General features: G+C 58.7%; 17 protein-coding genes and 3 pseudogenes. 9 read left to right on the top strand and 11 right to left on the bottom strand.

From position 1 onward, the window contains the following. The first annotated feature begins 31 nt into the window (after window positions 1-31). The 3 genes from GH656_RS13485 (at window position 32) to GH656_RS13475 (ending at window position 1,794) form a co-directional block, all read left to right on the top strand. Entirely contained in the window at window positions 32-310 is a 279-nt protein-coding gene (locus GH656_RS13485) for a hypothetical protein (protein WP_153076405.1), read from the top strand. A 24-nt stretch (window positions 311-334) separates the two neighbouring features. Beyond that, window positions 335-1,434 (top strand): IS3 family transposase gene (locus tag GH656_RS13480; protein ID WP_425495843.1). Its coding sequence is split into 2 segments (ribosomal slippage): window positions 335-596 and window positions 596-1,434, totalling 1,101 coding nucleotides; the frame shifts between segments, so codons are not numbered across the junction. 6 nt (window positions 1,435-1,440) lie between these two features. Next, window positions 1,441-1,794: a hypothetical protein gene (locus tag GH656_RS13475; protein WP_153076404.1), complete on the top strand. Its 354-nt coding sequence runs from the start codon at window positions 1,441-1,443 to the stop codon at window positions 1,792-1,794. Between the two features lie 175 nt (window positions 1,795-1,969). Here GH656_RS13475 and GH656_RS13470 read toward each other — a convergent pair. The 5 genes and pseudogenes from GH656_RS13470 to cadR form a co-directional block, all read right to left on the bottom strand. Continuing rightward, window positions 1,970-2,086 (bottom strand): annotated as a pseudogene (locus GH656_RS13470) (SymE family type I addiction module toxin); the annotation flags it as partial. A gap of 27 nt (window positions 2,087-2,113) precedes the next feature. Next, window positions 2,114-2,299, bottom strand: a pseudogene (locus GH656_RS18085) (DDE-type integrase/transposase/recombinase); the annotation flags it as partial. Between the two features lie 138 nt (window positions 2,300-2,437). Next, window positions 2,438-3,856 (bottom strand): ATP-dependent RNA helicase DbpA, encoded by a 1,419-nt coding sequence (gene dbpA, locus GH656_RS13460; protein ID WP_153076403.1) that lies wholly within the window; start codon window positions 3,854-3,856, stop codon window positions 2,438-2,440. A 26-nt stretch (window positions 3,857-3,882) separates the two neighbouring features. Continuing rightward, window positions 3,883-4,068, bottom strand: a complete 186-nt coding sequence (locus GH656_RS13455; RefSeq protein WP_153076402.1) for a hypothetical protein — start codon at window positions 4,066-4,068, stop codon at window positions 3,883-3,885. Window positions 4,069-4,180: 112 nt separating this feature from the next. Then, window positions 4,181-4,612 carry a Cd(II)/Pb(II)-responsive transcriptional regulator gene (cadR, locus tag GH656_RS13450; RefSeq protein WP_153076401.1) on the bottom strand — a complete coding sequence of 144 codons (432 nt, stop codon included), beginning with the start codon at window positions 4,610-4,612 and terminating at the stop codon, window positions 4,181-4,183. An 87-nt stretch (window positions 4,613-4,699) separates the two neighbouring features. Between cadR and GH656_RS18080 the strand changes: the two genes are divergently transcribed. From GH656_RS18080 to GH656_RS18235, 3 genes and pseudogenes are all read left to right on the top strand, one after another. Then, window positions 4,700-5,041: a hypothetical protein gene (locus GH656_RS18080; protein ID WP_246184270.1), complete on the top strand. Its 342-nt coding sequence runs from the start codon at window positions 4,700-4,702 to the stop codon at window positions 5,039-5,041. Window positions 5,042-5,088: 47 nt separating this feature from the next. Then, on the top strand, window positions 5,089-7,182 hold the full coding sequence (locus GH656_RS13445; RefSeq protein ID WP_246184313.1) for a heavy metal translocating P-type ATPase: 2,094 nt from the start codon (window positions 5,089-5,091) through the stop codon (window positions 7,180-7,182). Between the two features lie 146 nt (window positions 7,183-7,328). After that, window positions 7,329-7,469, top strand: a pseudogene (locus GH656_RS18235) (transposase); the annotation flags it as partial. Here GH656_RS18235 and GH656_RS13435 read toward each other — a convergent pair. Both GH656_RS13435 and ychF read right to left on the bottom strand, forming a co-directional pair. Beyond that, window positions 7,450-8,520, bottom strand: a complete 1,071-nt coding sequence (locus tag GH656_RS13435) for a Fic family protein (protein ID WP_153076398.1) — start codon at window positions 8,518-8,520, stop codon at window positions 7,450-7,452. The pseudogene GH656_RS18235 and the gene GH656_RS13435 overlap by 20 nt on opposite strands. A gap of 239 nt (window positions 8,521-8,759) precedes the next feature. After that, a complete protein-coding gene (gene ychF, locus GH656_RS13430) occupies window positions 8,760-9,854 on the bottom strand; it encodes a redox-regulated ATPase YchF (RefSeq protein WP_153076397.1) in 1,095 nt (364 codons plus the stop codon). A gap of 885 nt (window positions 9,855-10,739) precedes the next feature. On the opposite strand from ychF, the gene adhP reads away from it, so the two are divergent. Continuing rightward, window positions 10,740-11,768 carry an alcohol dehydrogenase AdhP gene (adhP, locus tag GH656_RS13425; protein ID WP_153076396.1) on the top strand — a complete coding sequence of 343 codons (1,029 nt, stop codon included), beginning with the start codon at window positions 10,740-10,742 and terminating at the stop codon, window positions 11,766-11,768. A 428-nt stretch (window positions 11,769-12,196) separates the two neighbouring features. Then, window positions 12,197-13,696: a DUF1996 domain-containing protein gene (locus GH656_RS13420; protein ID WP_217352254.1), complete on the top strand. Its 1,500-nt coding sequence runs from the start codon at window positions 12,197-12,199 to the stop codon at window positions 13,694-13,696. Between the two features lie 93 nt (window positions 13,697-13,789). On the opposite strand, the gene GH656_RS13415 is transcribed toward GH656_RS13420, so the two are convergent. From GH656_RS13415 to GH656_RS13405, 3 genes are all read right to left on the bottom strand, one after another. Further along, complete coding sequence (locus tag GH656_RS13415; protein ID WP_153076395.1) at window positions 13,790-15,205, bottom strand: PepSY-associated TM helix domain-containing protein; 1,416 nt, start codon at window positions 15,203-15,205, stop codon at window positions 13,790-13,792. 60 nt (window positions 15,206-15,265) lie between these two features. Then, window positions 15,266-17,626 (bottom strand): TonB-dependent receptor, encoded by a 2,361-nt coding sequence (locus GH656_RS13410; RefSeq protein ID WP_153076394.1) that lies wholly within the window; start codon window positions 17,624-17,626, stop codon window positions 15,266-15,268. An 83-nt stretch (window positions 17,627-17,709) separates the two neighbouring features. After that, complete coding sequence (locus GH656_RS13405; RefSeq protein ID WP_153076393.1) at window positions 17,710-18,114, bottom strand: DUF2946 domain-containing protein; 405 nt, start codon at window positions 18,112-18,114, stop codon at window positions 17,710-17,712. Window positions 18,115-18,543: 429 nt separating this feature from the next. Between GH656_RS13405 and GH656_RS13400 the strand changes: the two genes are divergently transcribed. After that, the gene (locus tag GH656_RS13400; RefSeq protein WP_153076392.1) at window positions 18,544-20,211 is read left to right on the top strand and encodes a Na/Pi cotransporter family protein; all 1,668 of its coding nucleotides are present in this window, start codon (window positions 18,544-18,546) and stop codon (window positions 20,209-20,211) included. Window positions 20,212-20,378: 167 nt separating this feature from the next. Here GH656_RS13400 and GH656_RS13395 read toward each other — a convergent pair whose 3' ends face one another. Next, on the bottom strand, window positions 20,379-20,966 hold the full coding sequence (locus GH656_RS13395) for a calcium-binding protein (RefSeq protein WP_174769754.1): 588 nt from the start codon (window positions 20,964-20,966) through the stop codon (window positions 20,379-20,381). Window positions 20,967-20,988: the final 22 nt, after the last annotated feature.

Below are 20,988 nucleotides of genomic sequence, written 5' to 3'. Positions count from 1 at the left end.
GAGATTGGCCGGCGCGGTTGCTGGGGGGAATGTGGACCGGTTTAACCGGCAGTTGCATGAAGACAGCAAGGCGAAAGCGCAGACGCTGGCAAGAAAGCTGGCTGAGGGAAGCGGAGGCAAATACAGTGAGCAGGACATCGAAAACCAGATGGCACGGATGAACCTGACGGTGGATGGCCAGACTGAAGCGGGAGGTGTTCGGGTGGCGACGGGAGTGCAGCCGCAGGATGGAACCGAGTGGCAGTCTTATGGGGTGACCTCCCCCCGAAAAACCGTAGCGGCGAGAAGTAGAGATTTCTGGCAAATTTGAAGCCCTGACGGGCGGGAGGTTTGCATGAAGAAATCCAGGTACACGGAAGAACAGATCGCGTTCGCGCTGAAGCAGGCCGAACTGGGTACCCCGGTGGCAGAAGTGTGTCGGAAGATGGGTATTTCCGAAGCCACGTTCTACAACTGGAAGAAGAAGTACGGCGGCCTCGGCGTTTCGGAGTTGCGGCGCCTAAAGCAACTCGAAGAGGAGAACGCCCGACTCAAGCGCATGGTGGCCGACCTAAGCCTCGACAAGCAAATGCTTCAGGAGGTGGTGCAAAAAAAGCTGTGAAGCCAGCCCGTAAGCGCGAGCTGGCTGATTTTTTGATTCAAGCGTATCGGGTGAGTATCCGGCGTGCGACAGCACTATTGCAGCTACGCCAGGCCACGTACTTCTATGTGCCGAGCCCACGTGATGACCGTGCCGAGCGCCGGCGCATCCGGGAGATTGCCGAAACTCGGATACGTTACGGCGTAGAGCGCATTCACGTTCTGCTGCGCCGCGAAGGCTGGTTGATCAATCACAAAAAAACCTACCGAATCTACTGTGAAGAGGGGCTGAACCTGAGGCGTAAGCGGCCTCGCCGTCGTGTCGCTGCCGCACACCGTATGGAGCGCCCCGAAATCTCTACGGTGAATGCGTGCTGGAGCATGGATTTCGTGGCCGATCAGTTGTTCAACGGGCAGAAAATCCGGGCCTTAACTGTGGTCGATAACTTTAGCCGGGAGAGCTTGGCGATTACCGTCGATTACGCCTTGAAGGCTGCCGATGTGGTGGCAACGATGGGACATCTAAAAGCGCTGCGAGGTGCCCCGAAACGGATACAGGTCGATAACGGGAGCGAATTTATTTCTCATGCGCTGGATCACTGGGCGTATGAAAATGGCGTAACGTTGGACTTCTCCCGTCCTGGCAAACCCACGGACAATCCGTTCATCGAGTCATTTAACGGCAGTTTTCGGGATGAATGCCTGAACGTGCATTGGTTTCTGTCACTGGACGATGCCCGAGAAAAGATCGAAGGCTGGCGACAGGATTACAACGACTTCAGACCGCATAGTTCGCTAGGCGATTTGACTCCGGGTGAGTTCCGACTTGCCCACCTTGAAGCCGGAACTCTCTAGGCCAAAGTGCTCGGTTATCCGGGGGGAGGTCAGGGGACGTTCACGCGTGATGGGAATGCGTTCTTTGGTGGAGGTCTGAACCTTAACGTTCCCAATGCTGTTAATGCGAGCATAGGAATATCGGCTGGCTGGCTTAATAGCTCAGGGGTAAGGCCGGGGCAGGTTAATAATTTTGCTGGTGAATATGCCGGTGGAATGAGTGGTGCATATGATTTTGTTGGTGGCGGGTTAATGTATTCACCGGGTAATGGTTCAGCAACCGTATTGGGTGCTAGCCTGAACTTGGGGAATACCAGAAACATTGGAGCCGTTAGCGGTGGTTTCTCCGTAGATCAGGGTAAAACCGGTATTAAATGGTGATGACATGTCTAGCTTCCCTTTCTCTTCGGCCACGAAAACTCGACTCAGCCGCATTGTGGCCATCATCGTCTTCACAGCCATCATGGGCTTCATCGTGTATGTGGTTATAAAAAACATCTTCTTTAGCTGATATGACAACCCCAGCCTTGGCTGGGGTTGTCATATCAGGATCTGCTCACACAGTCGTGATGACAAGCCTGCCATCCTGCACTTCGATTCTGACGCGCTGATGAGGCGAGAATCCTGCGAGTTCGAGCCAGCGCCCGGCGATCCTGATCCATGGGTAGGAGGCCGGCTCGTTGTAGCGTGAGGATTACCCCATCGACCAGCCGACCACCTTGCGTGAGTACAGGTTCAGCACGACCGCGAGATACAACCAGCCCTGTGCCGTGCGGATATACGTGATGCCGGAAACCCACGCCCGATTGGGTTCGGCCATATCAAACTGCTGGTTGGGCACGTTCTCTGCCACAGCTAGCGTATGCCTGCTGCCGGTTGTCGAGACGAACTCGTTGTGACGCGACGTGACGTGACGGGTGACCGAAGGCTAGTGACTAGCGCGAAAAAAACCGCCCGGTTTATTTCCTGGGCGGTTTTTCACTACTGAACTGATGTGCGGGCGTGGCTGTTAGCCACGGTTTAACTACTCATCCATCAACCGCACTTTGACCTTCTTGCCTTTGACTTTACCGGCGTTGAGCTTGCGCAGTGCATCGCGGGCCACGCCGCGTTCGATGGCCACGTAAGTCGAAAACTCCGTCACGTTGATCTTGCCGATCTGCGCGCTGGAAAATCCTGCATCTTTAGTCAGCGCGCCTAGCACGTCACCCGGACGGATTTTTTCTTTGCGCCCGCCGAGAATTTGCAGCGTTTCCATGGGGGGCAGCAGCGGTTCATTGCTGGCCGCGCTGAGTTCCGCCAGCGGATGCCATTCGACTTCGCGCCGTTGCGCCTGCTCCAGCCCGCCCACGCGGCCCATCTCGTTCATGCTGGCAAGGCTGAGCGCCCAGCCGTCCTGGTCGGCGCGCCCGGTGCGGCCGATGCGGTGAACGTGGACTTCCGGGTCAGGCGTGACGTCGACGTTAATCACCGCTTCGAGTTGCGCGATATCCAGCCCGCGCGCGGCGACGTCGGTTGCCACTAGCACCGAGCAGCTGCGGTTGGCGAACTGGATCAGCACCTGATCGCGCTCCCGCTGGTCTAGCTCACCGTGCAGCGCCAGCGCATGAAAGCCTTGCGCCCGCAGCACATCTAGCAGATCCCGGCACTGTTGTTTGGTATTACAAAACGCGAGCGTGCTCACCGGACGATAGTGATTCAGCAACATGCCTACCGCGTGCAAGCGTTCGTCTTCGACGACTTCATAGAAGCGCTGGCGAATCTTGCTGTTGTCGTGCCGTTCCGTCAGCGTGATTTCTTTCGGATTGCGCAGAAACTGCTGGCTGAGTTTGGCGATGCCGTCGGGGTAGGTCGCGGAAAAAAGCAGGGTTTGGCGTTCTTTAGGGCATTGGCGAATCACCGTCACGATGTCGTCGAAAAAGCCCATGTCGAGCATCCGGTCGGCTTCGTCGAGCACCAGTGTTTTGAGGCCTTGCAATGCCAGCCCGCCGCGCTCCAGGTGATCCATGATCCGCCCTGGCGTGCCGACGATGATGTGCGCGCCGTGTTCCAGGCTGGTGGTTTGCGGCCGCATTGGTGTGCCGCCGCAGAGCGTGAGCACTTTGATGTTTTCTTCGGCGCGTGCGAGGCGGCGAATTTCCTGCGTAACTTGATCGGCTAGTTCACGCGTGGGGCACAGCACCATCGCTTGTACGGCGAAGCTGCGCGGATCGAGCCGCGCTAGCAGCGCGAGCGCGAATGCCGCGGTTTTGCCGCTGCCGGTTTTGGCCTGGGCGATCAGATCGTGGCCTGCCAGTGCGAGCGGCAGGCTGGCGGCCTGGATCGGCGTCATCTCGTGGTAGCCGAGTTGCGTCAGGTTGGCCAGCGTGGCGGGCGGCAGCGCAAGCTGGCTAAAAGCGGAGTCCGCTGCCGGGGTGGCAGGGACGGGATTGGGCTGGGTCATGGGGATATAGGTTGGAGGCAAGAGGCTTACTGGAACGGGCGGCCGTCGATCTGTTCGTAGAGGACGTTGCCTTCTTCGTCATCGAAACGTTCGACGTAATTGCGTGCGCCGCACATCGGGCAGCGGAACAGCAGCCCTTGGCCTTCATTTTTAATGAGCACGTCGGCGAGTTCCCACTTGGCGTCGCAGGACTGGTTTCTACAGGTGAACACGTTGATTCTCCAGCTTGGATGGGGTGATTGGTGTGATGAGTGTGATGAGGCAGGTGATGCAGATGCCGCCAGCCGCTGGTGGTGCGGCTGGCGGCATGGCTGTATTGAGGCATTAACCGAGGTGCGTATGACGTGAGCGTGGCGCGGCGACTTCCATGTCGGTGAGTCCGTGGACGATGCCGCAGTCTTCAACCGACTGTTCGCCATGGCACTGCTCGCGCAGCGTGGTTAATTGCGTTTTGAGCTGACGCAACTCGTTGATCCGGGTATCGACGTGGGTGATGTGCTCGTCAATCAGCGTATTGATCGCCCCGCAGCCATCGGCGGGCGCATCCGTTAGCCGGAGCAGCGCGCGGATTTCATCGTGGGTCATGTCGAGCGCGCGGCAGTTGCGGATAAAACGCAGCCGCTCGACATGCTTCGCCGTATAGCTGCGGTAGTTGGCTTCCGTCCGGTCGGCCTCAGACAGCAGGCCTTCTTTCTCATAGAAACGGATGGTTTCGGTAGTGCAATGGGTAATTTTTGCTAATTCGCCGATTTTCATGATGTTTCCTGGAGAAGGGCCTTGACCTTGTAGTGGCTTCAAGGTGTCTACTAGACCACAAATCTCTGAAGGAAGCCACCATGCCCCATGCCACTCACTCGCCCGTTGCCCGCCATGACCATGACGAAGCATGCGGCGCGCACGATCATCCGGCCGCAGCCACAACGCAAAACAAGGGCCACGGGCATGAAGGGCATGACCACGCTGGGCACGACCACGCGGCACATGACCATGCAGCGCACGACCACGATCACACCGGCCACGACCACGCAGCGCATGACCACGCTGGGCATGACCACGATCACGCAACACACGATCACGCAGCTGCGAACCATTCCCACGAGCACGCTCACGACGCCCATCACGCCTGCGGGGGGCATGACCATAACCATGCGCATGCTCCAGCACCTGAGCAGTTGCAACAACTAGCGGCGCAAGAGTTTCTGGATGGCAACGTACGCACCGCGATTCGCATCATGCAGATGGACTGCCCTACTGAAGAGGCGTTGATCCGCAAGCGGCTGGGCCGTCTGCCAGAAGTGTCGAGCATGCATTTCAACCTGATGCAACGGGTGCTGACCGTGGTTCACACGCCCGATTCGCTCGAAATAGTGCTGGCCACGCTGCGTTCACTCGATTTCAGCCCTGAAATATCCGACGCTGGCGCGTCATTGTCCGCCCCAGCCACGCCCGCCAAGCCCTGGTGGCCGTTGGCGCTGGCAGGCGTTGCCGCAGTGGCCTCGGAAGCCGCAAGCTGGTTCGGCGCGCCTGCGTGGCTGGCAGCCGCACTGGCGCTGGGCGCAATCGCCGCCTGTGGCTTGACCACCTACCGTAAAGGCTGGCTGGCACTGCGCAACGGCAACCTGAATATCAACGCGCTGATGAGCATCGCGGTGACCGGCGCGCTGATTTTGCAGCAGTGGCCAGAAGCCGCGATGGTGATGGTGCTGTTCACGATTGCAGAGCTGATTGAAGCCAAATCGCTCGACCGCGCCCGCAATGCGATCAAAGGCCTGATGCAACTGACGCCCGAACAGGCCAGCGTGCAGCAGTCAGACGGCAGCTGGCGCAGCCTTGACCTCAAGACGATCACGCTGGGCAGCGTGGTGCGGGTGAAGCCCGGCGAGCGCATTGGTCTGGATGGCGAAATTGTCGCGGGGCGCTCCAGCGTGAATCAGGCACCGATTACCGGCGAAAGCCTGCCGGTCGATAAAACGTCTGGCGATGCAGTTTTTGCGGGCACGATCAACGAATCCGGTTCGTTCGACTATCGCGTGACGGCCGTCGCCAGCAACACCACGCTGGCGCGCATCATTCACGCCGTCGAAGAAGCGCAGGGCAGCAAGGCACCGACTCAACGCTTCGTCGACCAGTTCGCGCGGGTCTACACCCCTGTGGTGTTTGCGATTGCGCTGGCGGTCGCGGTTTTGCCACCGCTGCTGCTGGGCGGCGCATGGCATGAGTGGGTCTACAAGGCACTGGTGATGCTGGTGATCGCTTGCCCATGTGCGCTGGTGATTTCAACGCCGGTGACGATTGTTAGCGGGCTGGCAGCCGCCGCGCGGCACGGCATCCTGATTAAGGGCGGCGCATATCTTGAGCAGGGACGCAAGCTGAGATGGCTCGCACTCGACAAGACGGGCACGCTGACCCATGGCAAACCGGTGCAAACCACGTTTGAGCTACGCACCACCGAAGCGGACGCTGGCGCTGGGCTGGACTCGATTCGCTGCCGCACACTGGCGGCGAGCCTTGCGGGCCGCTCGGACCATCCGGTATCGCGCGCGATTGCGCTGGCCGCCCAGGCCGATGGCCTGTTGCAACTTGCCGTTGAAGATTTCACTGCGCTGGCCGGACGCGGGGTGAGCGGGGTGATTGATGGCGTGCTGTATTCGCTTGGCAACCATCGCTTGGTGGAAGAGTTGGGGCGCTGTTCAACTGAACTTGAAGCACGGCTCGATACGCTTGAGCGTGAGGGCAAGACCGTGGTGATGCTGATCGACGCCGAGCGGGTGCTCGCGTTGTTCGCGGTGGCGGATACGGTGAAGGACAGCAGTCGTGAGGCGATTACCGAGTTGCATCGTCTGGGCGTACAAACCGCAATGTTGACCGGCGACAACCCGCATACCGCTGAAGCGATTGCACAGCAAGTCGGGATTGATGAAGCGCGTGGCAATCAGTTGCCCGAAGACAAGCTCAACGCGATTGTTTCGTTGTCGGCTGAGGGCACGGCGGTGGTGGGGATGGTGGGTGACGGCATCAACGATGCCCCGGCACTGGCACGCGCTGACATTGGCTTTGCGATGGGCGCGATGGGCACCGATACCGCTATCGAAACCGCCGACGTCGCGCTGATGGACGATGATCTGCGCAAAATCCCGCTGTTTATCCGGCTGTCGAAGGCGACGCACTCGGTGCTGGTGCAAAACATCGCGCTGGCGCTTGGCATCAAGGCGGTCTTTCTGACGCTGACGCTGATGGGCATGGGCACCATGTGGATGGCCGTATTCGCCGATGCCGGTGCGAGCTTGCTGGTGGTGGGGAATGGTTTGAGGCTGTTGCGGAAATGAGGCCGCGGCAGTAGCGGCCGTATCACACGCAGGCGCGATGCTTGCTTCTCGCAACGCAGTCTGCGCTGCGGACGCCAGTCGCTGAAGCGGAATATCCGCTTACTGCCAAGAGCCAATGCCGGTTTTGTTCGGCTTAGCCGCCTCCCATGAACCGGGTCACAGGGAATCTAATAGAGCCCGTTTTCAGAGCGGAAGGTGGACATAAAAAGCGTTTTTCGGCAGAGCAAAGCATCGGCTTTCTAAAGGAAGCCGATGCTGGCATGCCAGTCAAGGAACTGTGCCGGCGACGCCTTGAGTGATGCGAAGCCACTTTGCCCCACGCCCCTTGCCGGTCGATTCGAGCAGTCCTTCTGACTTCATCGCCCGCAATACCAGCCTGACCATGTCCCGGCTCACCCCCGGACAAGTTTCTTCGATTTCAGAAATCGAAAACGGCAGGCTACGTCTCAGGATTTCCGCCCGCACCCGGTCGCCCTTGTTCCCACGTCCCCGCTCGATGGTGCCGACACGTTCCTCGAACTCGCGGTACGCCCGCAGCAAGGCCCCCCAGAAGTAATCAAGCCATGGCTTGACGTCGTGCCGCCCCTGGTGCCATCCCTGCGAACTGGCTTCCAGCGTTTCGTAATAGCTTTCCTTGGTTTCCTCGAAGATGCGTTCCAGGCTGATGTAGCGGCCTACGGCATAGTCGAAGTGGTAAAGCAACAAGAGAGTCAGCAAGCGGGACATGCGGCCGTTGCCGTCCGGGAAGGGGTGGATGCACAGGAAGTCGAGCATCGCCAGCGGCACCAGTACCAGGGGGTCGGTCAGATGCTGGTCCAGTGCGCTCGCGTAGCGCCCAGTCAGATCAACCATGGCCATCGGCGTCAGGTGTGCCGCGACCGGCTGGAAGCGCAGACGTGAGGTGCCATCCGGGTGACGTTCGATGATGTCGTTATTCGTGGCTTTCCAGCGCCCACCCGCCTGCGGCATGTAGCGGTACAGCAGGGTATGCAATTGCAGCACCACGCCCTCGTTGAAGGTCATGTACGTGGCGGATTCGTGGATCAGGGCCAAGGCGTCGCGGTAACCAGCGATCTCCTGTTCGGAGCGGCTTTTCGGTGCCGCATTGCGGATGACCAGAGACTTCAAGCGCGAGGGTGCGACGACAACGCCTTCCAGCCGGTTGGACGACTCCGTGGACTCCACCACCGCGATTTGGCGTAGGCCCTTGAGGGTTTCGGGCGATTGTGCAGCGTAGAGTTGCTGCTTGCCCTGGTACTCGCCCAGTGAGCGCAACGTGGCGGCCTGGGTGCCATCGAAACGAAGCGCGGCGAGGTACTCGGGTGTGAGCGAGTGCATGAAAATGTAAGCTTGGGCTGTGTAAATGGGGTAATCATAGTCGTTAAATGGGGTAATTTCTAAGAAAATACCCCATTTTTATGGCTTGATTACCCCATTTCCGGCACCTGGACTTCGGCAAAGGCAAACGGCAAGGGAGCGGCAGGCATCCAAGGGACAACGGCCCTACCCAGAAAAGGAAAAGGCCTGCTTAACCCGCCAGGCGCTCCTGAGTGCCGAAAAAAATCGTCAGATGCCGCTTACACGTTAAACAAGAAATTCAGCACATCGCCATCCTGCACGACATATTCCTTACCTTCGGCGCGCATTTTTCCAGCTTCTTTCGCGCCTTGTTCGCCCTTGTAGGCCACGAAGTCGTTAAAGCCGATGGTCTGGGCGCGGATGAAGCCGCGTTCAAAGTCCGTGTGAATCACGCCCGCTGCTTGCGGGGCCGTGTCGCCAATGTGGATGGTCCAGGCGCGGACTTCTTTTACCCCGGCGGTGAAGTAAGTTTGCAGGCCAAGCAGCTTGAAACCTGCGCGAATCACGCGGTTCAGGCCCGGTTCCTGCATGCCGAGGTCGGCCAGGAAGACTTCTTTGTCTTCGTCGGGCAGATCGGCAATTTCAGCTTCGATGGCCGCGCACACCGCCACCACCGGCGCTTTTTCTGCATCAGCAAATCGCCGTACCGCGTCGAGATGCGGATTGTTGTCGAAGCCATCTTCTTTAACGTTGGCCACGTACATGGTTGGCTTCGCGGTAATCAGGCAAAACGGCTTGAGCAGCGCTTGCTCTTCGTCCGACAGATTCAGCGCGCGCACGGGCCTGGCCTGATCAAGTTGCGTGCGGACTTTTTCCAGTATGGCGACGAGCCTGGTCGCTTCTTTGTCGTTGCCTGAGCGGGCGGCCTTGGCATAACGCGTCAGCGATTTTTCGACGGTGGCCAGATCGGCCAGCGCGAGCTCGGTATTGATGACCTCGATATCCGAGAGCGGATCAATCTTGCCCGCGACGTGGATCACGTTGTCGTCTTCGAAGCAGCGCACGACGTGCGTGATGGCATCGGTTTCGCGGATGTTGGCCAGGAACTGGTTGCCCAGCCCTTCACCTTTGCTCGCGCCGGCGACCAGCCCCGCGATATCAACGAATTCCACCACGGCCGGCAAAATGCGCTCGGGTTTGACGATGGCGGCCAGTGCGTCGAGCCGCGCGTCCGGCACTTCAACGACGCCGACGTTGGGCTCGATTGTGCAAAACGGGTAGTTTTCGGCGGCGATGCCCGCCTTGGTCAGTGCATTGAACAGAGTGGATTTGCCGACGTTGGGCAAGCCGACGATGCCGCATTTGAGGCTCATGGGACAACCTATTGGAAATAGTGAAAGGCGGGTTTGCAGTGGTCTGCTGTGCAACGCTGGCCGTGCGGTTGAAGCACGGGGCGGCCGCGGGACGAATTCGGGGGCGGGGCGGTGGCCGCGACGTGGCGCAGCTCCGATGATCCGGCCCAGCTTCTGCGGCGCACGAAAGGCGCAATTGTACCCGTTTGGATGCGTTGACAGGCATGGCGTGCAGGGGTTTGGCGCATGGCGCTGAGGGTTGTGCCGCGACTGGAAAAATGCGCGCGCCGCATGTTTCGGGGCTGCTGCTGCGGCAGGTGGGGGCAAGCGGATTTGACGCTGGTGTGACAATTCACGCGCTAGGCGGCACGCAAAGCGAGGCCTACCATGTGACGCAATCGGCAATCGGCAATCGGCAATCGGCAATCGGCAATCGGCAATCGGCAAGTCGTAACCCGTAACCCGTAACCCGTAACCCGTAACCCGTAACCCGTAACCCGTAACCCGTAACCCGTAACCCGTAACCCGTAACCCGTAACCCGTAACCCGCAGCCCGCAGCCCGCAAACCCGCAAACCCGCAGCCCGCAAACCCGCAGCCCGCAAACCCGCAAACCCGCAAACCCGCAAACCCGCAAACCCGCAAACCCGCAAACCCGCAAGCCCGCAAGCCCGCAAGCCCGCAAGCCCGCAAGCCCGCAAGCCGCAAGCCGCAAGTCCGCAAGTCCGCAAGTCGCAAGTCGCAAGTCGCAAGTCGCAAGTCGCAAGTCGCAAGTCGCAAGCCGCAAGCCGCAAGTCCGCAAGTCGCAGCACCAGCACCCGCTAATGCAGTTCAGAGCGCCGCCGTGCCGATCCCCGGCGCGGTGGAACCTAAGAGCGTCATTCACCTCGTTCCAGGGAGTCATCGCATGAATCCGACCATGAAAGCTGCTGTTGTCCGTGAATTTGGCCAGCCATTGACGATTGAAGAAGTCGCGGTCCCGCGCCCCGCTGCTGGCGACCTGCTGGTCAAGATCGAAGCCTGCGGGGTGTGTCATACCGATCTTCACGCCGCCGAAGGCGACTGGCCGGTCAAACCAAAGCCTCCGTTTATTCCCGGTCACGAAGGAGTGGGCTATGTCGCGGCTGTCGGCGCGGGGGTGACGCATATCAAGGAAGGCGACCGGGTAGGCATTCCGTGGCTCTATTCAGCGTGCGGTTATTGCCCGCATTGCCTGGGCGGCTGGGAAACCTTGTGCGAAGCGCAGCAAAACACGGGCTATTCAGTCAACGGCGGCTTTGCTGAATATGCGCTGGCAAACGCCGCTTATGTGGGTCGTTTGCCGGACAAAATCAGCTTCGTCGATATCGCACCGGTCTTGTGTGCCGGCGTGACGGTCTACAAGGGCCTGAAAGTGACCGATACCAAGCCCGGTGACTGGGTTGCCATTTCCGGCATTGGCGGTCTGGGCCACATGGCGGTGCAGTACGCGAAGGCGATGGGGCGCAACGTCGCGGCGATTGATGTGGATGAGGCAAAACTCGAACTGGCGCGCAAGCTGGGCGCAACCGTGACGGTGAATGCGATAAAGACCGATCCGGGGGCGTATCTCAAGAAAGAGATCGGCGGCGCGCATGGTGTGCTGGTCACGGCGGTGTCGCCCATTGCCTTCGAGCAGGCGCTAGGGATGGTTCGGCGGGGCGGTACGGTGTCGCTCAATGGGCTGCCGCCTGGCAGCTTTCCGCTGCCGATCTTTGGCATGGTGCTAGAGGGGATTACCGTGCGTGGTTCGATTGTCGGCACCCGGCTGGATTTGCAGGAATCCATGGAGTTTGCCGAGCAAGGCAAGGTGGCCGCGACGGTTTCGACCGATCGTCTGGAAAACATCAATGAGGTGTTCAAGCGGATGCATGCCGGGCAGATCGAAGGCCGCGTGGTGCTCGATTTCGCCGCGTGAGTCGTTAGCTGGTGGGCCGCATGGCCAGTGGGTTGCTGGCGGAGTGGCTGTGTCATTGAAGGTGCAAGCGCTGGCGTGCCGTGGTCTGGCACGTTTCAGCGCTTTTTTTATGGCGGACTCGTCTTGGATAGCCGGAATTGCTTCTGTTTCACGCTATTTATTGCGTAATCAAGAAAGTAAATGCAAGGGGCATCTAATTTTTATGCTGAATGCTTAAGAGTATCTAAGAATATTCTTAAAAATAAAAATTCTAATAGGTTGGTGTAGGAATTTTCTTACTCCGCAACTAGAATCTCGCCGTTCAGCAATGCTGATGAAATTCATTCGATAAATACAACTGATGATTGCGGTTAATTAATTGGTTGCTTGATTGTTGGAATGGCGATGCTTGCTGAATAAAAATCTTTATGTGTATTACGGGGCTAATCATGAATTTATTGAATCAACATAAAAGGCTGGCGTTGATGTTGCTGGCCAGCGGGACGGTGTTTGCATTAAGCGCATGTGGTGATGGTGGAGTCGACAGTGCCGGAACGGCTGCGCCGGTGTCGCATGCCAGTGCGATGCGAGTGGCGGGGGATGACGTCCCTGAAGGTCTTGAGGGCCCTGACGGCGAGTTCAACATTGAATGCACGCTGTCGCATACCTTGCCGGACGATCCGGTCATGATGTTTGGCCAGCCAGGCAAGGCGATGGTGCATGACTTCTTCGGCAATATCCATGCCGATGCATTTACTACGGCCGACAAGCTTCTCGCCAATCCGCAAACGACTTGCACCTCCAGGGCAGACGGCTCGGCGTACTGGGCACCACAAATGCGCCGCAAGAGCACGGGCGAAATCATCAAGCCGTTCACGATGAAAACCTACTATCGCAATCAGGATTCCAGGCATCCGGTCACGCCCTTTCCAAAGGGGCTGCAGTTGCTGGCGGGAGATCACCACAGCACCAAGTCGAAGCCAGAAATCATGTACTACTGCAAATTCTCTGCAAATAGCGGCAAGTACTATTACAACCCCCCGGCTTCATGTCCGATTTTCGATGGAGAAAAGGCGCAATTCAATCTGGCCATCGAATTCCCGAATTGCTGGGATGGAAAGAATCTGGCGCCATCGCATCACGGCCCGCGTAATGCCGCGTATTCCGTAGATGGCGTTTGCCCGGCTAATTACCCAGTCAAGATTCCGCAGTTGCAGATGAATCTCGGCTATTTCCTGGAAGGCGGCGATAACAACGTCTCTGATCTGGAACTATCAATGAATCCGCAAATGGCGGGCGATGTTGCGGTGCCGGTATGGGGCAACCTTTACACCTCGCATGCTGATTTCTTTAACGGCTGGCGTGCTGACACGATGGACTACATGGTCAAGTACTGCTTCAACCGTGGTGCGGATTGCAACAAGGCGATCCCTGTGCTGAATGCGCCAGCAAGCGACGATGCCTATGTGAGGGGCGGCACTTACGCGAATAACAACTTCGGTGCTGAAAAGCAGATGCTGTCACAACGTGGCACGCCTGGCGTGCTGGATGAAACCAAAGTCGCGTATATGAAATTCGTGCTGCCGGACGAAGATGCGTTGAAGAGCGCGCCGTATAAGGACGTTACCGTGCACTACCGCGCGGTCGATAACGCGCCGGATGAGGACTTCGCGGTGTTCTTCTACGAAACCTCGGCGGACTGGAGCGAACAAACCTTGACGCAAAAAAATGCGCCGCAGTGTGGCGTTGGCCCAGCGGTGCGGGCGTGGATAGGGAAGTCAGGTGAGTTCAAGTACCGTGATTCGGATGAGCTGAACAAGATCGTCGAGGAAGCGCGCAAGCGTAGCGACAGAACCGTTTCGCTATGCATGATGACGAAGATTGGCAACAAGGAAATCAAGTTGGGCACCAAAGAATCGGGCTCGCCTGCAACACTGTTCTTCAAGTAACAAGTGGTGCCTCCCGTCACTGGGAGGCTCGGTGTGTAAGCCGCTTCTGTCATATCGGCAGAAGCGGTTTTTTTTTGGTGTGTCGGGTTTAAGTCAGGTGGCGGCAGCCTTGGTGCTGCGAAACAGGGTTCGGTCCACCAGCCACACCGCCAGCAGCGTGACGCCCATTAGCGGAAAGACAAGGCCAAGCAAGACCAGGCCTGTTTTCCAGCCGCGCAGCGGCGGTGCATCGCGTTCACGCGAAGGTGCGCCAAGGCTGATGCCGGAGGGTTTGCGCTTCCACCACATCACGGCCCCGGTGAGTGTCATGCCAGCGAGTCCTAATGAAATCACTGCGCACAGAATCTGGTTGGCCAGCCCGAAATACCGTCCCAGATGCAGCGATGTGCCGTAAGAGATGGCTTGTGCGATGACGCCATAGTCGCCGTAGCGGATGTCTTTCAGCACGGCCCCGCTGTACTGGTCCAGATAGATCGTGCGTTCGGTTTTCGGATCTGCGGGGAAATACGAGGCGGCGTAGACGCCGTCGGAGGTGGTCGGCAGCGCGATGCTGTAGCCACTGGTCACGCCGAGCGCGGCGATCAGTTTGATCGCGCGGGCCAGCGGCATCGGGTGCTGGGCCTGGCTGGCAGCGGAGTGGGGCACGGGTGCATTGCCTGCGGCCCACGGTGTGCTGGGCAACGGTAAGTCGTCTAGCACCATGGCGTTGGCGTGGCCAGCATGCTCAGCGTGTTCGTCGTGTTCAGCGTGCCCCTGAGGTTGCTTTGAGCGTAATCCCGGGTTACCTCGTGCACCGGCGGGTGCACCAAGGTTGGCACTAGTCGCCAGCGCCTTGAACTGTTTGCCCCACGACCCTGACCACGGCAGCCCGGTCAGCACGAACGCGAGCGCACCAAGCACGAGCCAGATGCCCATGACCGCATGCAGGTTCTTCCATAGCGGCCGGCCTTTGAGCGCAAAGCGTGGCCGCAGTGCCGCGCGCACGGAAGTGCCCGCACGTGGCCACCACAGCGCGATGCCGGTGCCGAGCATGACCAGCGTCCAGCAGGCAGCAAGCTCCATCAGCAACTCGCCGGGTTTGCCGAGCAACAGCTTGCGGTGCAGCATCCGGACGAGCTGCATCAGGCGTTGTTCGACGCTCAAGGTGCCTAGCACTGCGCCGCTATATGGATTCACGTACACGCTTTGACGGGTGCCATCGGCAACCCGAAAGATAAATTCAGTGCTGCGGTTGGGTGCGGTGTTGATTGCGGCGCTCACGGGTACGGCATCTGACGGGAGCGCTGTGCGAGCGCTGGCCAGCAGCGTGTCGGCGCTCAGCGGGGGTGTGTTTTGCGCTGTGACCAGCAATTGCTGCGGATACAGCAGCGGTTCGATTTGCGGCTGGAAGCAATACAGCGAGCCGGTGAGCGCCAGAATCAGCAAAAACGGCATCACGAAAAGCCCGGCATAAAAGTGCCAGCGCCACAGCGTGCGATAACCCGCAGCAGGGACGGTCGGGGTAGGCATGCAATTCTCCTGATAAAAATAATGAGGCATGGCGCACCGCCTGGTGCGCCATGCGGGCGCTTACATGTGCAGCTTCGCTTCGAGGTAGAACGTGCGCCCGGGATACGGGTGATAGACGAAGTAACGTGCGTCAAACAGGTTGTCGACACCGATGCCTATCTCGCTGTGCTTCGTCGGCTTGAACGTGAACTTCGCATCAGCGACGAAGTACGAACTGGTGCCGCCATACACGTTCGGATTGGTATCGATGTTGTCCAGCGTGTTGTATTGACGGCCGGAATAGCGTGCGGCGAGCGTGGCGGCAGCCCGTTCATCGAAGTGATACGTCGCGGCGAGATTCGCCCGCCATAGCGGGATGCGATAGAAGTACTTGCCTACGCTGGCTGGGTTTTGCGGATTAGCGATGATTTTTGACTGCGTATAGGCGACGCTCGCTAGCAGATCGAGCCCTGGCAGCCAGACGTTTTGCCCCTGATAGCTGCTTTCGAAGCCACGTGAACGAACTCGGCCGATGTTCTGGAAGTTCGTCACGTTTGGAATCACGCTGGTATCGGTCTGGCTGAAGATCGTGTTTTTGACGTCATCCTGGAACAGCGAGAAGCGAAACAGTCCGTTCCAGTGCGCCCATTCGGCAGTCAGCTCTTTAGACAGCGCATCTTCAGGCTTCAGGTTCGGGTTGTTATTGACGATGGCTGAACCATTGATTTGCCCCTGGAAAAGCTCACTCACCGTCGGAAAGCGCCAGGCCTGGCCCACCGAGGCACGCAAGGTCAGATCGTTGGTGACATCAAACGACAGCGATGCTTTCGGCGAAAAATGCTGCTCACTCGCTCCAGCGAAGCGCAGCGTGGTGCCAGGCATTGCCTGCAAGCCGTCATACGCTTGCCAGCTTTCATAGCGGCCACCGTAGACCATCTTCCAGCGCGGCAAAAAGCGCCACGCATCCTGGGCGTAGAGCGCCTGGGTTTGCGTCTTGCCCTGGAACGCATTGGCAAAGCTCGTGGCGGGGCCATCACGCCAATTCGACGTGGCGTAGCTCTGGTTGTTGAGAAAGTAGTTGTCGTAGTGATAGCCGACGCTTAACCAGTGACTTGTTAGTCCCGCTTGCGCTGAGTGCGGTGTGTACGTGCCGCGGAGGTCGAGGGTTTTCCAGCCCGTGCCATCGCCGAAGATCACCGAGCCCGGGCCATTGCCTGGGATACCAGAATTTGCTGTGCGCGCGACGCTATTGCTGATGTTGTAGTAAGACGCGACGGCCTCGCCGTTCCAGCCAGTCGCATTGCGGGTTTTCAGCGAGGCCCCGTAGAGCCAGTTCTCGTTTTGCCCAAGGCTTGGCGCAAACGTGGCAGCGGGAATCGCGTACGAATTGCCATCGAGATTCACCCGGCCACTGTAGACCGGATTGCCGTTAGCGTCGCGTAAGTACGTCGAGGTCTGGCTGTTGTAGGTCTGATGCCAGTACCCGAGCGTGAAGCCACCTTGCAGGGCTGGCGTGAAGTCGTACTGCAGTTTCAGCTTGAACTGGTCCTGAACGGTGTGCTGGATACCCTCGCCACGGATGCCCGTCACGATCGTCGGCTTGCCAGTCTGGTCGTTGTACCGGAACGTACCGGTGACGGGAATCTCGCCAGGTTTGGCCGGTGTGGCCGATTGCGCGAGCGTTGCATAACTCATCGGCTGGCCCGTGTTGTCTAGATGATTCACGCCTAGCCGGTACGAGAACTTGCCGATCCGGTCCCCGATTGATGCGCTCGTTTCCGTTCCGTTGAAGTTTTGATTCACGCCAAACAGGTCGAAATGCTGCGTGAATGTTTTGACGTCTGCTTCGGCTTCGAAGGCCTTCGGCATACGTGTGCGGATCAGCACGGTTGCGCCCAGTGAGTTGCCGGGATAGAGCGCGGAGAACGGGCCATAAATCACATCAACCTGTTCGATTTCGCTGGGTGACACCATCGACCAGCGCGGACCAAACGAGAAGCGGTTGCCAAGCAGATTGCTCAGTAGCAAGCCGTCGGCATAAACCAGCCCGCGTGCACTTTGCGCATTGCTGGTGCCGCGCACCGCGATGATTGCGTTCAGATCGCCGGTAAAGCGTTTGCGCACGGCGAGGTTAGGCAGGTACTTCAGCACGTCATCGGTGGTGGTGATGTTCCAGTTGTCGAATTGTTCGCGTGTGACGGTTTCGACTGAGCCAGGCTGATTCGCATCAATTACCGGGAGAGCGTCCGTCACGCTTTGATTCGACGTGGCGTTGACGGTGACAGTGGGGAGCGTCTTTTCGACGGGGAGAGCGTCCGCGTGGGCGAGCGAGGCGCTCAGCGAGAGTGGCACCAGGCTGAGTGCGAGATGACGAGTACGCGCGCGCTTACGCACGCTGGCGAGGCTGGCTGCGACGAGCCAGCGCCATGCAAAGTTGAACATGAGCGTTTCCTTGAAGCATTAGACGAACGGACGCACACACCCTGAACAGACGTGTTCAGCGTGATGGCCGGAAGCAGTTGCGATCAGGAAACGGCGGGCGGGTCGCGTGGGCGTCCAGACGGAAACGCGCCAAGCGGGGTGAAGTGGGTGGAGAGTACGGGGGGCGTGACGCTGGCAAGCACGAGCGCCGAAATGGGCGTGAACGGAGGGACGCCGGTGATGGCGACGTGATGCTTGAGCAGATGACAGTAACCGCAGGCGCCGAAGGCATCGTCATGACTCAGCGAAACCGGCGGATGCTCAGGCTGGCTGAACAGCGTAAGGCTTTGCGGCCGCGACACGGAACACAGCGCGGCAATAGGCTCACGCGCATGGGCCGAGACGATCAACTGGCTGACGACAGGCGCGAGCAAGGCGAGCCACATGGCGATCAGGCCAAGCCATGCGGTTATCCGGTTGCGTTGTCGAGGGGCCTGTCGTGGGACCATAAGGCGTCAGAAATCACGGGCAGAAAAAAGACGGGCGAGAGTCTAACACCACACACGCAGCGCTTCCAACCAACCCAGACAAGGCTAACCCGATGGGCAAGCTTGCTGTCATTGGCTCAATGACGAGATTTGAGCAATCAAAAGCGAGGCAATGGACGACGCGATGGATGCTGTCATTTAGCCTCTAATAAGCCGTCAATCAGCCTTGTGTAATGTGAAAAACTGAAAAGAAATAGAAAAGAATCCGTCGGATAAACGCATTCAGGCCGTCATATTGTTTTATCTCATGGCCCGCAGAGGCGTCTATATCAATCTGGAGACAAAAGCTGTGCAACACTACCGGCCAGTCGCGCCCAGGCCGGCATCAACCACGTTGATGTGATTTGGGTGAATCAGTTAGTTAATTACGGCATTTATACGTAGCGTTCCATGTTGATCCTGTTGAATCTTTTATCTGGTGTAGCGCTCCTTGTCTGGGGCTCACACATTGTTCGCACGGGCATCTTGCGCGTGCTCGGCGCAGATTTGCGCCGCACTCTCGGACGCAGTACCGATAGCCGTTTCAAGGCGTTTGGTGCGGGCATTATCGTGACCAGTCTGGTGCAAAGCAGTAATGCGACCGCCGTGATCGTCACGTCATTTGCCGCCCAGGGGTTGCTGCCGCTCGCTGCCGGGCTGGCGATCATGCTTGGCGCGGACGTCGGGACCGCGCTGATGGCACGCGTGCTGACACTCGATTTGTCGTGGCTCTCACCCATGCTGCTGCTGGTTGGCGTGCCGTTATTCCTGTCGCGCAAACAGACCCGTCTCGGCCAGATTGGCCGCACCGCGATCGGACTTGGTTTGATTCTGCTGGCGCTGAGCCTGATTGTCGAAGCCGTGCAGCCGATGGTGCAAGGCAATGGCGTGCGTGTGATGTTTGGCGCGCTGACAGGCGACACCATGCTCGATGCACTGGTTGGAGCCGGATTTGCGATGCTTTCGTATTCCAGCCTGGCCGCCGTGCTGCTGGCCGCCACGCTCGCATCATCCGGCGTGGTGTCGCTGAAGGTGGCGCTGTGCCTCGTGATTGGCGCGAACCTTGGCAGTGGTTTGCTCGCACTGTTTGGCACGCTGACGCAGAATGCGGCGGCGCGGCGTCTCGCACTCGGCAGCCTGAGTTTCAAGCTGGCAGGCGCATTGCTGATCTTGCCTTTCACCTCATGGCTGGCACGTGGCCTGCCACTATTAATTAGTAATCCGCGCGAAGCCGTCGTCGGATTCCATCTGCTGTACAACACACTGCGCTGCTGCGCCTGCCTGCCACTGATTGATCCGGTGGCGCGCATCTGTAACCGGCTGCTGCCAGATCGTGCAGAACCCAATGGCGAACTGCGGCCCCTGCATCTGGATGCCGCCGCATTGCCGACCCCCGCGCTGGCGCTAGCGAATGCGGCGCGCGAAGTGCTGCGGATTGGCGATATCGTGGGCGCGATGCTGGCGAACGTCGCGTATCTGATTCATCACAACGATCTGCAAAAAGCCCGCGACACCATTCGCATGGACGACGATATCGACCAGCTGTACGCCGCCGTGAAAACCTATCTGGCGCGGATTTCACGCGAGCAACTGGACGAAGCCGACAGCCGCCGCTGGACCGACATCATTGCGTTGACGATTAACCTGGAACATTCGGGCGACATCCTGGAGCGGATTGTCGGGAATATCGAAGAGAAGAAGATTGCGCACCAGCTCGCTTTTTCGGAAGAAGGGCTGGGCGAACTGGATGATTTGCAGGCGCGGCTTGTTAGCAATCTGCAGCTTGGGCTATCGGTATTTCTGAATAACGATTTGCGTAGCGCCGAACGGCTGCTGGCAGAGAAAGAACGTTTTCGTGATCTTGAGCGGGCTTATTCGTATGCGCACTTTGACCGGCTGGTGGGGCAAACGGTGCGCAGCATCGAAACCAGCGCACTGCATCTCGATGTGATTAGCGATATGAAGCGGTTGAATTCATTGTTCTGTTCGACCGCATATCCCGTGCTTGAAGCCGTGGGCGCGCTGCACGATACGCGCTTGCGCAAACGCACGCTGGAGACTTTGCACGCGAAGGACTGATTTGCGGTTGGCAGGGGGTGGGGTAATTGGGTTTGATTGAGAGGGCGGTGCCGGATTTTCTGTGGTCCGGCACCGCTTTTTGTTTTTTGTTTTTGGTTTTTGGTTTTTTCTTCTGCTTCTGTTTTTTGTTGCGCTGGTGGTGTCTGGCTATCTGGATGCTTTACCCGTTAAACATTCACCGCAATCAACGGCTGCGCGAAAAGCCCTGAATCACGGTTGGATTGTGATTGGGTGGTAGTGGCCGATGATTTCGCGTAACCACTAATCATCGCCTGATAAAAAGCCTCGTCCTGACGTTCAATCTCGGTCATGGCAGGCGAAATTACCGCTGGGTTTGCCAGCCTGTTGCCCGCAATCCCCGGCGACTTGCGCGAACTCCACGGCAGCGGTGCAGTGCCGTCGGCATAAAACGATTCTTCGCCTGCGCGCTTCCCGCCTGCCGCGTAGTACTTCTTCCACATGTGGCCAATCGGATCGTGCAGGTGCGCGTTCTCTCCTGCGGCCCAACCCATCAGGCTTCTGATTTGCGGCGTGCGTGCGGATTTCTCGGCGATTGTCTGTTTGTCCCAGATCGTGCCGTCCGCGAAGACGAACTGTTCGATGCCTTTGACGTACTCGTCGTTGTGCTGGACCAGTTGATCGATGATTCTGAGTTCGGTATGCGAGCCGTCAATCTTGATCACGATGTTGCTGGTGTATAGCTCGCGGCTGACGGTGAGGTCCTGCGGACGGATGTCGGCGTCGAAGCGCACCACGTCGATGTAGCGCTTGTCGAGG

This window comes from Paraburkholderia bonniea, from assembly GCF_009455625.1.
GTDB classification, from domain to species: domain Bacteria; phylum Pseudomonadota; class Gammaproteobacteria; order Burkholderiales; family Burkholderiaceae; genus Paraburkholderia; species Paraburkholderia bonniea.
Note: the sequence above shows the minus strand (reverse complement) of the source record. Positions and strands in the feature narration are given on the sequence as shown.